12 protein-coding genes are annotated in these 13,417 nt (G+C 70.9%); 7 read left to right on the top strand and 5 right to left on the bottom strand.

What is annotated here, in order from left to right:
- Positions 1–32: 32 nt before the first annotated feature.
- The 4 genes from AB0J36_RS19645 to AB0J36_RS19660 are packed head-to-tail and all read right to left on the bottom strand — an operon-like array spanning position 33 to position 3,864.
- Positions 33–635: an ATP/GTP-binding protein gene (locus AB0J36_RS19645; protein ID WP_357134229.1), complete on the bottom strand. Its 603-nt coding sequence runs from the start codon at positions 633–635 to the stop codon at positions 33–35.
- Positions 616–1,005 (bottom strand): DUF742 domain-containing protein, encoded by a 390-nt coding sequence (locus AB0J36_RS19650; protein ID WP_357134227.1) that lies wholly within the window; start codon positions 1,003–1,005, stop codon positions 616–618. The genes AB0J36_RS19645 and AB0J36_RS19650 overlap by 20 nt, the downstream gene beginning before the upstream one ends.
- Entirely contained in the window at positions 995–1,417 is a 423-nt protein-coding gene (locus AB0J36_RS19655) for a roadblock/LC7 domain-containing protein (protein WP_357174650.1), read from the bottom strand. Before AB0J36_RS19655 ends, AB0J36_RS19650 begins: the two co-directional genes overlap by 11 nt.
- A complete protein-coding gene (locus AB0J36_RS19660) occupies positions 1,417–3,864 on the bottom strand; it encodes a nitrate- and nitrite sensing domain-containing protein (RefSeq protein WP_357174647.1) in 2,448 nt (815 codons plus the stop codon). Before AB0J36_RS19660 ends, AB0J36_RS19655 begins: the two co-directional genes overlap by 1 nt.
- A 418-nt stretch (positions 3,865–4,282) precedes the next feature.
- Between AB0J36_RS19660 and AB0J36_RS19665 the strand changes: the two genes are divergently transcribed.
- From AB0J36_RS19665 to AB0J36_RS19685, 5 genes are all read left to right on the top strand, one after another.
- Positions 4,283–4,882 carry a hypothetical protein gene (locus AB0J36_RS19665; RefSeq protein ID WP_357174805.1) on the top strand — a complete coding sequence of 200 codons (600 nt, stop codon included), beginning with the start codon at positions 4,283–4,285 and terminating at the stop codon, positions 4,880–4,882.
- A gap of 11 nt (positions 4,883–4,893) precedes the next feature.
- Positions 4,894–5,946: a hypothetical protein gene (locus tag AB0J36_RS19670; RefSeq protein ID WP_357397963.1), complete on the top strand. Its 1,053-nt coding sequence runs from the start codon at positions 4,894–4,896 to the stop codon at positions 5,944–5,946.
- A gap of 179 nt (positions 5,947–6,125) precedes the next feature.
- Positions 6,126–7,784 (top strand): sodium:solute symporter family protein, encoded by a 1,659-nt coding sequence (locus tag AB0J36_RS19675; protein ID WP_357134219.1) that lies wholly within the window; start codon positions 6,126–6,128, stop codon positions 7,782–7,784.
- Positions 7,785–7,799: 15 nt separating this feature from the next.
- Complete coding sequence (locus AB0J36_RS19680) at positions 7,800–8,108, top strand: hypothetical protein (RefSeq protein ID WP_357134217.1); 309 nt, start codon at positions 7,800–7,802, stop codon at positions 8,106–8,108.
- 116 nt (positions 8,109–8,224) lie between these two features.
- On the top strand, positions 8,225–8,608 hold the full coding sequence (locus AB0J36_RS19685) for a hypothetical protein (RefSeq protein WP_357397966.1): 384 nt from the start codon (positions 8,225–8,227) through the stop codon (positions 8,606–8,608).
- A 129-nt stretch (positions 8,609–8,737) separates the two neighbouring features.
- Here the strand turns inward: AB0J36_RS19685 and AB0J36_RS19690 are convergent, their stop codons facing one another.
- A complete protein-coding gene (locus AB0J36_RS19690) occupies positions 8,738–10,546 on the bottom strand; it encodes a glycoside hydrolase family 6 protein (RefSeq protein ID WP_357134213.1) in 1,809 nt (602 codons plus the stop codon).
- A 592-nt stretch (positions 10,547–11,138) separates the two neighbouring features.
- Here AB0J36_RS19690 and AB0J36_RS19695 point away from each other — a divergent pair.
- Both AB0J36_RS19695 and AB0J36_RS19700 read left to right on the top strand, forming a co-directional pair.
- Complete coding sequence (locus AB0J36_RS19695) at positions 11,139–12,629, top strand: hypothetical protein (RefSeq protein ID WP_363660965.1); 1,491 nt, start codon at positions 11,139–11,141, stop codon at positions 12,627–12,629.
- 1 nt (position 12,630) lies between these two features.
- Positions 12,631–13,320, top strand: coding sequence for a class F sortase (locus tag AB0J36_RS19700; protein ID WP_357134211.1), 690 nt, complete (start codon positions 12,631–12,633; stop codon positions 13,318–13,320).
- The last annotated feature ends 97 nt before the right edge of the window (positions 13,321–13,417 follow it).

Genomic DNA, 13,417 nt, shown 5'->3' on the forward strand with positions numbered 1-13,417 from the left:
CCGGCGCGGTCCGCCGGACCCGCGGTGACGGTTCAGGAGGCCGCCACCGGCTCGCCGCGCTGCCGGGCCACGTGCTCGACCAAGGAGATCAACACCAGCTTGCCGGACTGCCGGTCCCGGGCGTCGCAGAGCACCATCGGCACGTCCGGGTCCAGGTCGAGCGCTCGGCGTACGGTCTCCAGGTCGAAGCGACGGGTGTCCTCGAAACAGTTCACCCCCACCACGAACGGGATGCCACGCTGCTCGAAGTAGTCGATCGACGGGAAGCAGTCGGCCAGCCGCCGGGTGTCGGCGAGCACCACCGCGCCGAGCGCGCCGAAGGCCAGCTCGTCCCAGAGGAACCAGAACCGGTCCTGGCCGGGGGTGCCGAACAGGTACACCTGGAGGTCGTCGTTGATGGTGATCCGGCCGAAGTCCATCGCCACGGTGGTGGTCGTCTTGCCCTCCACCCCCGAGAGGTCGTCGGTGCCGATGCCGGCGTCGGTCAGCACCTCCTCGGTCTGCAACGGCCGGACCTCGCTCAACGCGCTCACCAGCGTCGTCTTGCCGGCGCCGAAGCCCCCCGCGATGAGGATCTTCAGTGCCAGCGGAACGGTGAGGGCTGAGCCCGCCTGGTCATAGCGCACGGAGTCCACTGACCACCGCCTTGAGGATGTCGTCGTTGGGAAGATCGCGGCTGGCCGGCGGCTCGTGCACCGCGACCAGGCCCTGCGCGAGGAGGTCGCCCAGCAGCACCCGGATCACGCCGACCGCGAGGTCCAGCTCGGCCGCCAACTCGGCCACCGACACCGGGTGACCGGCCAACGCGACCAACCGCCGGTGCTCCGGCGGCAACTGCGGCTGGGCCGCCGGGTCGACGTCCGCGGCGGCCAACACGAACGCGACCAGGTCGAAGCCACCGGCGGCGGAGCGCACCCGGCCGCCGGTGAGCGTGTAAGGGCGGACCACCGGGCCCGCGTCGCCGTCCAGCCACTCGTGCTGGGGGCCGGGCGGCTCAGCCCGCATCACCGGCGTCCGCGGCCGGTCGGGCCGACGCGGTCAGGTTCTCCCCCACCCGAATGACCAGCATCGCCATCTCGTACGCGACCAGGCCGATGTCCGCGTCCGCGTCGCTCACCACGGCCAGGCAGGCGCCCTGGCCGGCGGTGGTGACGAAGAGGTACGCCGATTCCATCTCCACCACGGTCTGCCGGACCGGGCCACCGTCCACGTGGTGGCTCGCGCCCCGAGCCAGGCTGGAGAAGCCGGCGGCGAGCGCGCAGAGGTGCTCGGCGTCGGCGCGTTCCAACTCGGCCGAGGAGCCGAGCAGTAGTCCGTCGGCGGAGAGCACGACCGCCTCCCGGGCGGCCGGCACCCGCTGCACCAGCTCGTCGAGCAACCAGTCGAGGCTGGCGCTCTGCTTCGTCGTTTCCCGCACTAGGCGTCCCTCTCAGTCACTGTCGGTTCGATGGCCTTCGGGGGCGCGGAGGATCCCGAATCGGCGGCGGACCCGGTCTCCGGGGTCGCCACGGATCGCTGAGCCGGGACCGCCGTCGGCGCAGCGGCCGGGATCGCCGGCGCTGCGGAGGGCGGAGGCGCGGGGGCGTGGGTCGGGCCCGCCGGGGCGACCACCGTCGCCCGACCCCGGGCGGTGCCGGCCTGCAGGGACGCCATCACCCGGCGTACCTCCTCCGGCGAGCGGGGCGACGGCGTGTCGGCGGCGGTGGGCCGGGGCAGGGCGTTGGGGGTACGTCGCCGTACCCGCCGGGGCAGCCCCTCCAGGTCGTCCGCCGCCCCGTCGGAGGGCGGCTCGTCCGTGGCGGCCGGCAGATCGGACGCCGGGCCCGTGGGCAGAACGAGGGTGGGCGGGTCACTGGTGACGACCGGGGCCGAGGTGGTACGACCGGCGCGCGACCGGGGCGCCGTCGTCCGGCGTACGGGTCGGGTCAGTCGCCGGTCACCGGGCGCGGCGTCGAGCGACGCCGGATCGGGGCCGGCCGGTGGCTCGGCGGTGACCAGGTCGGTGGGGATCAGCACCACGGCGGTGACGCCGCCGTCCTCGGGGGACCGCAGTCGCACGCGTACGGAGTGCCGCGCCGCCAGCCGGGCCACCACGAACAGACCGAGGCGGGCGCTCTGCGCCGGATCGAACTCGGGCGAGCTGGTCAGCCGGGTGTTGGCGTTCTCGAGCGCGGTGGCGGACATGCCCAGCCCCTGATCGGTGACCGACAGGACGTACCCGTCGGCGACCTGCTCCCCGGTGATGGTCACCCGCGTGTCCGGCGGGGAGAAGGCGGTGGCGTTCTCGACCAGCTCGGCGAGCAGGTGGATGATGTCGCCCACCGCCCGGCCCAGCACACCGGCCGGCTGTACGACGGTGATGTCCACCCGGTCGTACGCCTCGACCTCGCTGATCGCCCCCCGGACCAGGTCGACCATCGCGACCGGGTGGCGCCACCCCCGGCCCGGCGCGGAGCCGGCCAGGATGACCAGGTCCTCGGCGTGCCGGCGGAGCCGGGTGGCCAGGTGGTCCACCTGGAACAGCTCGGCCAGCTCGTCCGGGTCCTCGGCGCGTCGCTCCATCCGGTCCAGCAGGTGCAACTGCCGGTGCACCAGGCCCTGGCTGCGGCGGGCGATGTTGAGGAACACCTCGTTGAGCCCCCGGCGCAGGGTGACCTCGTCCACGGCCGCCTGGACGGCGGTGCGCTGCACCTCGGTGAAGGCCCGCCCGACCTCGCCGATCTCGTCGTGGCCGTACTCCAGGGGTGGCGCCTCCCGGGCGACGTCGACGTGCTCGCCGCGACGCAGCCGGGCCACCACGTCGGGCAGCCGGTGCTCGGCCAGTTCGAGGGCGGCGGTACGGACTCCGCTGAGCCGCCGGACCAGGGTGCGGCCGACCCGCAGCGCCACCAGCACCGAGACCACCACGGCGACGAGACCGAGCACCCCGGCGGCGGCGAGCCGGACCAGGATCCCGACCGCCATCGGCACCGAGCGGTCGGTGAGGTTGTCGGCCTCGGCCAGCTCGAAGTCGCGCAACTCCTGCTGTACGGCGTCGTGGCTGGCCTGCCACGCCGCGGCGTCCACCGGTGGCCGACCGGACCGGTTGGCGCCGATCAGCGCGTCCTGCATGGCCCGCAGGCTGGTGAAGTCGGGACTCTCGGTGAGCCGCTGGTACGCGGCGCGCGCGGTTTCGGGCAGGTCGGCCACCGCGCTCTCGGTGAGCCATCGCTGGTTGCCGATGGTCTGCACGAGCAGCGCGTGCTCCCCGTTGCCGAACTTCCCGGCGGTCAGCACACCGGCCAGCATCGCGTCCGTCTGGCCCAGCAGCTCGCGGGACCGGCCCAGTGTGGTGAGGGCCAGCGCCTGCCGGTTGATGCCGGGGTCACTCAGGCTCGCCAGGGCGGAGAACGCCTGGAAGGCCGCCGAGACCATGCCGCTGTAGAGGCCGATCGCGCCCGCGCGGTCCATCATCCCATCGTCGATGAAGTCCCGTCCGGTCGGCAACGCCGCCAGGGCGGTGACCAGCCGGTCGACGCGGTCCTCCAGCAGGTCGTCGGCGGCGGAGCGCAGCGCCTCCCCGTCGACCCGGCGACGCAGCTCGGCGACCGCCCGGTCGGTACGCAGGCGCTGCTCGGCCAACGCGGGCAGTTCGGTGTCGCCGGCGAGCTGCACCACCGAGAGACGACGCTCGCGTTGCAGCTCGGTCACCACCACCTCGCCGGGGCGGCCCAGGTCGTAGAGGAGGGTCCGCGCGGAGAGCAGGTTCAGGGCGGGCCCGAAGGTCAACGTCGTCGCGAAGATCCACAGCGCGAGGAGCGCGGACACCGGCGCGACGACCAATGCGGTCAGCTTCGAGCGGATAGGCCAGTCGCGGGTTCTCATCAGACCTCGCCCGTCAAGGGTGGCAGGAGGGGCGCCGGCACCGCCGGGCAGCGCGCTCGCCGGTCGCGTACCCGGTCGTCGGGCCGGGCACCGGCGCGCGCGCCTTGGGCAGGATACGTAATCACGCCCGGTTGCACTACCGCCGTCGGACGGCATCCGGGCTGCGGAGCGCGCCCTCGCGAGTACGGGGAGCGCCCCGCTGTCGCGCTCCCCCGGGCGCTGGTGCTGGGCCGGAAAGGATCAGACGTCGGGGGCGACGCCGCACGACGGGGGCCAGTCCACCCACTCGGACTATCTGGAATGAGTCAGGTTTCTGTCAGCTACCGCCACGTCGGACCGCGATCGGCGAGGAAAGTCCCCCGGATCGGGATTGGCGATCAGTACGCGGAGGGAATACCAGATGACGAAGGAGGAGCCCATGTCGCCCACGCAGATAGTCGTCATCGTGCTCGTCGTGCTGGTGATCATCGCGGCGATCGCCGTGGCCGTCCGGACGATCGGTCGCCGCCGCGCGCTGCAGAGCCGGTTCGGACCGGAGTACGACCGGGTGGTGCAGGAGCAGGAGAGCCGGTCCGCCGCGGAGCGTGAGCTACGCGACCGGGAGCGCCGGCACGCCGAGCTCACGCTCACCCCGCTCAGCCCGGAGTCGCGGGCGCGGTACGCCGCCGCCTGGGAGGAGCTCCAGATCCGCTTCATCGACTCGCCGGGTGAGACCGTGGGCGACGCGGACGAACTGGTCACCCGACTCATCGAGGAGCAGGGCTACCCGACCGGTGACTTCTCCGACCAGATCGCCCACCTCTCCGTCGAGCACGCCCGCACCCTGACCAACTACCGGGACGCGCACGAGATCCACCTGCGCAACTCGCGGGGTGAGGCGACCACCGAGGAACTGCGTCAGGCGGTCGTGCACTACCGGGCCCTCTTCGCCGACCTGCTCGGCGAGGAGCCCGTCGGTCAGCGCACGCCCGAACAGCGTTCCCACCCGGACACTCCGCACGACGCCACGAGCCGCTGAGGAGGCCACCGATGCGCCACGAAGAGCAGCAGGTGAGCAACGACCATCCGGAGGCCGTCCGGTCCGCGCCGGTGCCGGTCCCGCCGACCGGTGACCGGGCCGCCCACACGGACGTACCCGAGGACTCCCTGGACGACCGGGGCACCTTCGACGATCCGACCATCGACGACGAGCGGAGCGCCGACGACGTCCCGACCACCGACCACGAGCGGGCCAACGGCACCGATCCGGGCGTTCGCCATGACCGGGCCGACGACGAGGGTGACTTCCACGAGCCGGGTCCGCTGCCGACCGCGTTCGGCGCCACCACGGTCGCCGACGCGGTGGCCGCGTCCGCCCTGGCCAGCCCACGCCCACAGGACCAGCCCGACCCGCGGGCCGAGCGGACCGCCGCGCCGGGCGACGGCGCCGAGGACGGCGAGCGGGAGGGCCTGCGCGCCGACCCCACCGCCGAACTGCACCGCCGCGACGGCTTCGCGGAGACCGACGGTGACCCGACACCGGACGCCGACGAGGCGGCCGACCTGGACATCGACGACCGACGGGACGGGACCGACAGCGCGCGAACCGTCGTCGTGCCGGGGAGCACGGAGGGCGCGCCGGAGCGTCGAAGCGACCTGACCGACTGGGCTGGCGATCCGGACGCGGCCACGGCGGGCGCGGCCGGCTACGGCAGCGCGTCGCCGGAGCTGGTGGACCCGGACGCGGACGGCGAACCGGTCGCGACCGAGGGCACCTCGACCTCACTGGAGTCGGCCGGCACCTCGCGACCCGCCGGTTCGACCGTCGCCACCGACGCGGCCACGCTCCTGGACGGGGACACCGCACAGGGTTTCCGGGACCGCTGGCGGGACGTGCAACTACGGTTCGTCGACGATCCTTCCGCCGCGGCGGGCGAGGCGCAGGCCCTGGTCGAGGAGGCCATTCAGGCACTCGCCTCGGCGCTCGCGGCGCAGAAGAACACGCTGGGCGGCTGGCAGGACGCCGGCTCGGCGGACACCGAGCAACTGCGCATGGCGGTCCGTAACTACCGGGACTTCCTGGACCGCGTTCTGGGTCGCTGAAACAACACGATCGCAAGGGGCGCTCCGGCCTACGGGTGGGGGCGCCCCTTCGCGCGCGCCGACATCGCACGAGTGGGGGCGAACACACCGCCGGCGACGCAGAGGCGTGAAACCTCGCGGAGCGGGTAATAGGGCGCGCGCATCGAATGCGGTGCCCACGTCGGACGAGGGGTGACGAGATGGACGGCGGCGGCCTCCGGCTCAACATGAACGGGCTGGACTATCTGATCCTCGCGCTGTACTTCGTCACCGTCCTCGGAGTCGGCTTCGCCGCCCGCCGGGCGATCCGGACCAGCGTCGACTTCTTCCTCTCCGGCCGTTCCCTGCCGGCCTGGGTGACCGGCCTCGCCTTCGTCTCGGCGAACCTCGGGGCACTGGAGATCATCGGTATGGCGGCCAACGGCGCCCAGTACGGCGTCATGACGGTCCACTACTACTGGATCGGCGCGGTGCCGGCGATGGTCTTCCTGGGCATCGTGATGATGCCCTTCTACTACGGCTCCAAGGTCCGCAGCGTCCCCGAGTACCTGCGGTTGCGCTTCAACCGGCCGACCCACCTGCTGAACGCGCTCAGCTTCGCCGTCGCCCAGGTGCTGATCGCCGGTGTGAACCTCTACGCGCTGGCCCTGGTCATGCAGGCGCTGCTCGGCTGGCCGCTCTGGACGGCGATCGTGGTCGGCGCGGCGATCGTGCTGGCGTACATCACCATCGGTGGCCTGTCCGGGGCCATCTACAACGAGGTGCTCCAGTTCTTCGTCATCCTGGCCGGCCTCATCCCGGTCACCGTGATCGGTCTGGTCAAGGTCGGCGGCGTGAGTGGGCTGATGGACGCGGTCCGCGACTCGAAACTCGGCGAGGCGGGTCTACACGCCTGGCAGGACACCGCCAGCACCGACAACCCCCTCGGCGCGCAGTGGATCGGCATCGTCTTCGGCCTCGGTTTCGTGCTCTCGTTCGGGTACTGGACGACGAACTTCGCCGAGGTGCAGCGGGCCCTGTCGGCCAAGAACATGAGCGCCGCCCGACGTACGCCGATCATCGCCGCGTACCCGAAGCTGTTCATCCCGCTGGTCACGATCATCCCGGGCCTGGTCGCCCTGGTGACGGTCAAGGGCCTCGGCGCGGAGAGCGGCGACCTGCAGTACAACAACGCCATCCCGCTGCTGATGCGAGACCTGCTGCCCAACGGCGTGCTCGGGGTGGCGGTCACCGGCCTGCTCGCGTCGTTCATGGCCGGCATGGCGGCCAACGTGAGCGGCTTCAACACCGTCTTCACCTACGACATCTGGCAGTCGTACGTCCGGCGCGGCCGGTCCGACGACTACTACCTGCGGATCGGCCGGTGGGCGACCGTCGCGGCCGTGGTGATCGGCATCGGGACGGCGTTCATCGCCTCCGGGTTCAGCAACATCATGAACTACATCCAGGCGCTCTTCTCCCTGTTCAACGCGCCGCTGTTCGCCACCTTCATCATCGGCATGTTCTGGAAGCGGATGAGCGCCCTCGCGGGCTTCTGGTCGCTGCTGCTCGGCACCCTGGCGTCGCTGGTGACGTACCTGCTCTACAAGGGCGGCGTGATCGGCTTCAACTCCGACCTGGAGGAGAGCTTCTGGGGCGCCGGCATCGCGTTCGTCACCGTGGCGGTGGTTGCCGCCATCCTCACCCCGCTCACCGCGCCCAAGCGCGACGAGGATCTGCGCGGGCTGGTCTACGGGATGGGCGGCGTCGACCTGAAGGGCGACGTGCTCGCCGGGGACGCCGTCTGGTACCGCTCCCCCGTGCTGCTCGGCCTGGTCGCGGTCGCGCTGGCCGCACTCTTCTACATCCCGGTCTTCTAGGAAAGGAGTCGGCAGATGAGCAACGACGGCCAGCCGGCGCAGGACCCGCTGATCGACGAGACGCAGTCGGAGGAGCGCCGCTCCGCCGCCGCCCGTCTGTTCGACATCCGTCGCGTGATCGGTGGGCTCTTCGTGGCGTACGGGATCATCGTGACGCTGATCGGCATCTTCGACAGTCGAGCCGAGATCGACAAGGCCGAGGGTGTCCGCATCAACCTGTGGGCCGGCCTGGTGATGCTCGCCTTCGGGCTGGTCATGCTGCTCTGGCAGTGGCTGCGGCCGGCGGAGGCGCCGTCCGCGAACGAGCCCCAAGCCGACCACTGAACTCCGGTCCGCCGCCGACGCCGTCCACCGGGACGGCGCCGGTGCCGCGCATGGGCACCCGCGCACGGGGTACGCGGCGGGGATCAGGCACCGTGTCGGACACAGGAGGCAGCACCATGACCGATCGCGACCGCCGACCGCTGGAGGAGAGCCCGCAAACGGCCGCTGCGGTGGACGACGACAGCACCGTCCCGAAGCTGCGGACCGGGGGTGGCCCCGACCGCGACACGCCGACCTTCACCGAACCCCGCGAGCGGCAGCCGGACCTTGCCCCGGACACGGACGACCTGATCGGCGACCCGTACGCCGCCGGGACCGGCGCGACCGGGACGGGCACCGGCGCGGGCGGCGACAACATCCGTACCGGCGGCGAGCAGCCCTGGGAACCGGAGGACCTGGTGATGGCCCGTGGGCAGGACCTCACCCCGGAGAACCTGGACAAGGCCCGCCGCGACCTGGCCGAACACGGCCGCGCGGCGATCGAACGCACCGTGCCCTGACCCGGGACAGACGCGGAAAAGGGGGGTCCCCGGCCCGACCGTGATGGTCGGACCGGGGACCCCGGGGAAACCTGCCCCCGGCAGTGCCTCACCTACTGCCGGAGGCGGGTTGGCGCGTGAGCTACCCGATCAGAGCGCCGGGTAGGCGTTCTGCATCAGCTCCCGGAACTGGGCCGAGAACCACGCCCCGGAGATCGGCGCGTTCCCCAGCGCCCCGCTCGGGTTGTTGCCGTTGCGGGCGTTACCGCCGTACGTCGGGTCGCACATCCGGTCGAAGCCCTTGCCCTCGTTGTTCGGGATCTCCGAGCTGGAGCCGTCCGACTCGCCCGGAGGCTTCACCCAGACGTAGGCGTCGATGCCCGTAGCCGGGTTCGCCCGCGGCCGCTCGCCGAGACCCGCGCCGGCCTGGTTGCACCAGTTACCGGCGTGCGCCCGACGGTCGATCCGGCCACCGTTGACGTACGTGTCGACGCTGGTCGTCGCGCCCGGGCCGGTGGGCCGGTTGGCGCCGCCCCAGCCGTTGCGGGACGTGTCGATCAGCATGCCGATGTTGGAGTTGAAGCCCAACGACACCAGCTTGGTCCGGAACGCCTGGGCGAAGGACAGCTCGTCGACGTAGTAGTTCCAGTCGATCCACTTGGACTGCCGCACCGTCTGGCCGTTCACGTTGTCGGTGACCTTGAAGTACGGCTCGGTGAGCGCCGAGTAGTTGGCGGTGTTGGTGATGAAGCCGTGCACGTTGTTGACCGTGCTGCCGGAGGCGACAGCGGCGGTCTTCAGGATCTCGGCGGTCGGGCCGAAGTTGGAGTCCCAGCCGAGCCAGCCGTGGTGGCCGGCGTCGATGTAGTTGTAGACGTTACCGATCGCGCCCAGCTTGGCGAGGGCGTAGCCGACACCGTTGACGTACGCGCCGTTGGCCTTGACCGTGTCGCACATGACCGTGCCGCCGGGCTGACCCGAGGTGTTGGTCACGATGTTCGGCAGCGAGTCGATCTCGATGATGTTGATGATCCGGATGTTCCGGTACTTCGAGTCGGACTGGATCGCGGCGATCGGGTCGATGTACTCGGACTTGTACCGGGGCAGCTCGTCCGGGCCCAGCTCACCGTTGGAGGAGAGCGCCGAGCAGTCGCGGCCGGGCAGGTTGTAGATCACGAACTGGATGTAACCGGCGCCCTGGCGCAGCGCCTCGTCCAGGTGGTCCTTCACCCCGAAGGCCCCGTTTGAGCTGCTGTTCGGCGTGCCGTTGATCGCGGCGATCCGGTCCAGCCACACGGCGGTGGGGTTGTTCGAGACGCGGCTACCGCCGGGCTCGGCGTCCGCCTTGGCCTTCCACTCCGGGTTCACGTACCCGGGCACACCGGCGTACGGGTTGTCGACCTTCACACCGGGGGGCGGGGTGGTCGGCGGCGGCCCCGTCGTGGGCGGCGGGGTCGTGGGGGGAGGCGTGGTGGGCGGAGGCGTGGTCGGCGGAGGCGTGGTGGGCGGCGGGGTGGTCGGGTTGCCGGTGCCACCGTTGCAGACCACACCGTTCAGGGTGAACGAGGTCGGCTTCGGGTTGCTGCCGCTCCACGCTCCGTTGAACCCGAGGGTCGTCGACGCGCCGGTCGCGAGGGTGCCGTTGTAGGACATGCTGCGGGCCGTGACCTGGCTGCCGGACTGGGTGTACGTGGCCGACCAGCCCTGCTGCACGCGCTGGCTGGAGTTGGGGAAGGTCCAGCCCAGCGTCCAACCGTTGACCGGGTCGCCGAGGTTCTTGATGGTGATGTTGGCGGTGAAGCCACCCTGCCAGTCATTGGTCGTGTACGCGATGTCGCACTGCGTCGCGGCCTGCGCCGCGGTGACCGGGATCGTCACCAGCCCGCCGGCGACCAGAACGCCCGCGCCGGCGAGCGCGAGGGTCCGGCGGGGGCCGGACAGCCTTCTCCACACATTCATGCCACTGATCTCCTTGGGCGAGACCGGGCCCGCGTTCGGCCCGGCGAGACGGCCCGGCGGGCGTCCTGCACGGACGGCCTCCGGCGCCACGGGATTCTTTGGGGTGCCCGACCCGGACGGGCGGTGGTGGTGGTTGGTGGTGATTGGCCGGCGCGTGGCCGACCGATCGGCGGCCGGTTGTCGTCCGGTGAACCGGATGCCCTCGACGCCCCGCCTGCGCGGTGTGGCTCCCCCGAAACCGCGTGCGCCGATTCTTGCATGGGAGCGCTTCCATGGCAATGGCTCGATGCGCCGCCGCCCTCGACTCGGACGATACCCCCGAGGTGACGCGGGCGGCGCCAGCCGTCCGTTACCGGCCGAGCCTCACTGGTAGCGCGCGGCGGGTCGGGAATGCCGCGACCAACCCGGCCGGGCGGTGAGCGCCCGCCGCGGCACGGCGGGCAAAGAAAGCCGCGTATCACTCCTTCGCCTCTTACCACCAGCAAAGGTCAAAACGCGAATCTTTCACTTCATAAGTCATGAAACGGTCTAACGTCGGTCTTAGCTCGGTTGTCGCCGGGCTCAGGACAACAGGGATGGAGTGACGCAGGTCATGGCTAAGAAGATGCTCGGGAAGGTCGTTGCGGGCGCCGCCCTCGGTGGCGCGTCCCTCCTGGTGTTCGCGCCAGGGATCGCGTTCGCTGACGGTCACCACGACGAGGACGGCAAGGTCTACGCCAAGCCGCACATCGTGAAGGCCGGCGACGAGGTCAAGCTCCTCGAGATCTGCCCGGATCGCCAGGAGCACGCCTACGTGTGGTCCAAGGTCACCGGCAAGGTCAAGCTCAAGCCGGCGCGCGACGACCGGGGCGAGGACCGCGGCGAGTGGAGCGAGGAGGACGACTCCTACGACCACGACGACAAGGGCAAGGACGAGCACGGCAAGGACGACGACAAGGGCAAGGACGAGCACGGCAAGGACGACGACAAGGGCAAGGACGAGCACGGCAAGGACGACGACAAGGGCAAGGACGAGCACGGCAAGGACGACAAGGGCAAGGACCACGAAGGCAAGGGCGACGAAGGCAAGGACGACAAGGGCAAGGACGACAAGGGCAAGGACGACAAGGGCAAGGACGACAAGGGCAAGGGTGAGCACGGCGACGCCCAGCCCGGCGGCCAGGGCGGTGGCGCTGCCGCCGACGCCTATGAGGACGAGGACAGCAAGGACTGGAAGGGCGAGGAGCACGGCCAGGACGCCCAGGACGACGAAGGCAAGAAGGACTGGGACTCCAAGGACGAGGACAAGAAGGACTGGGACTCCAAGGACGAGGACAAGAAGGACTGGGAGTCCAAGGACGAGGACAAGAAGGACTGGGACTCCAAGGACGAAGACAAGAAGGACTGGGACTCCAAGGACGAAGACAAGAAGGACTGGGAGTCCAAGGACGAAGACAAGAAGGACTGGGAGTCCAAGGGCCACGAATCCGAGGGCCACGACTACGGCTCCGACGACGAGTACGGCTCCGACAAGAGCTGGGAGTCCAAGGACGACGAGTCCAAGGGCCACGACTACGGCTCGGACGACGAGTACGGCTCGGAGAAGAGCTGGGAGTCCAAGGGCCACGAATCCGAGGGCCACGACTACGGCTCGGACGACGAGTACGGCTCGGAGAAGAGCTGGGAGTCCAAGGGCCACGAATCCGAGGGCCACGACTACGGCTCCGACGACGAGTACGGCTCCGACAAGAGCTGGGAGTCCAAGGGCCACGAATCCGAGGGCCACGACTACGGCTCCGACGACGAGTACGGCTCCGACAAGAGCTGGGACAAGGGCGGCCGCGACGACGAGCGCGAGTTCGTCTACTACGGCGAGGCCAAGGTCGACAAGGACGCCAAGCCGGGTCGCTACGAGCTCAAGGGCTCGTGCGGCGAGGGCGAACTGGTCGTCCTGCCGCACGGCGGGGTCGACGGTGGTGACGGCGGCGTCAGCACCGGCACCGACCGTGGCCTGGCCACCGGCGGTGCGAGCCTGCTCGGCGCTGCCGCGCTCGGCGGGATCGTGCTGATGCGTCGTCGGCGGACCGATGGTTCGCTCGCCTGACGTGACGGCGACACCGGCCGGCGGCCGTCACGGGAGACCGTGGCGTGCCGCCGGTGCGGCCGTCGTCGTCACCCTCGCCATGATCGGCGCCGGCATGATCGGCGCCTCGTTGCAGACCACGCCCGCTCCCCGACCCCCACAGCCGTTGGCCCAGGCCGGCCCCGAGGTCAGCGGGTCGGCGGTCCCCGACAGCGACATCCCACCCGTCGACGGCGAAGCGGCGCCGACCGCGCTGACCCGGTCCGCTCCGACCACCATCGAGATTCCCCGGATCGGCGTCGACGCGACGATCATGTCGCTGGGCACCAACCCGGACGGCACCGTCCAGGTCCCCCCGCTGGAGCAGGCCGACCGGGCTGGTTGGTACGAGCCGGGGGCCAGCCCCGGCGAGACCGGTAACGCGGTCATCGTCGGGCACGTGGACTCGGCGAAGCTCGGCCCGGCCGTCTTCTTCGATCTTGGCGCGCTCGTGCCCGGTGACACGATCACCGTGCGGCGGGCGGATGGCCGGCCGGCGACGTTCCGGGTCGACTCGGTGAAGTCGTACCCGAAGACGTCCTTCCCCACCGAGTTGGTCTACGGGCCGAACGACCGGCCCGGCCTGCGGGTGGTGACGTGCGGCGGCCAGTTCGACGAGACCGTGCGCAGCTACCCCGACAACGTGGTCGTCTTCGCCACCCTGGCGGCGTGACCAACCCGTACACGAAGCGGTCCGGCCGGTCGTTCGGCCCGTAGTCCAACTCGGTGGGGAAGGACGTCTTCGGGTACGACTTCACCGAGACGACCCG

Source organism: Micromonospora sp. NPDC049662 (assembly GCF_040675055.1).
In the GTDB taxonomy this organism is placed as follows: Bacteria; Actinomycetota; Actinomycetes; order Mycobacteriales; family Micromonosporaceae; genus Micromonospora.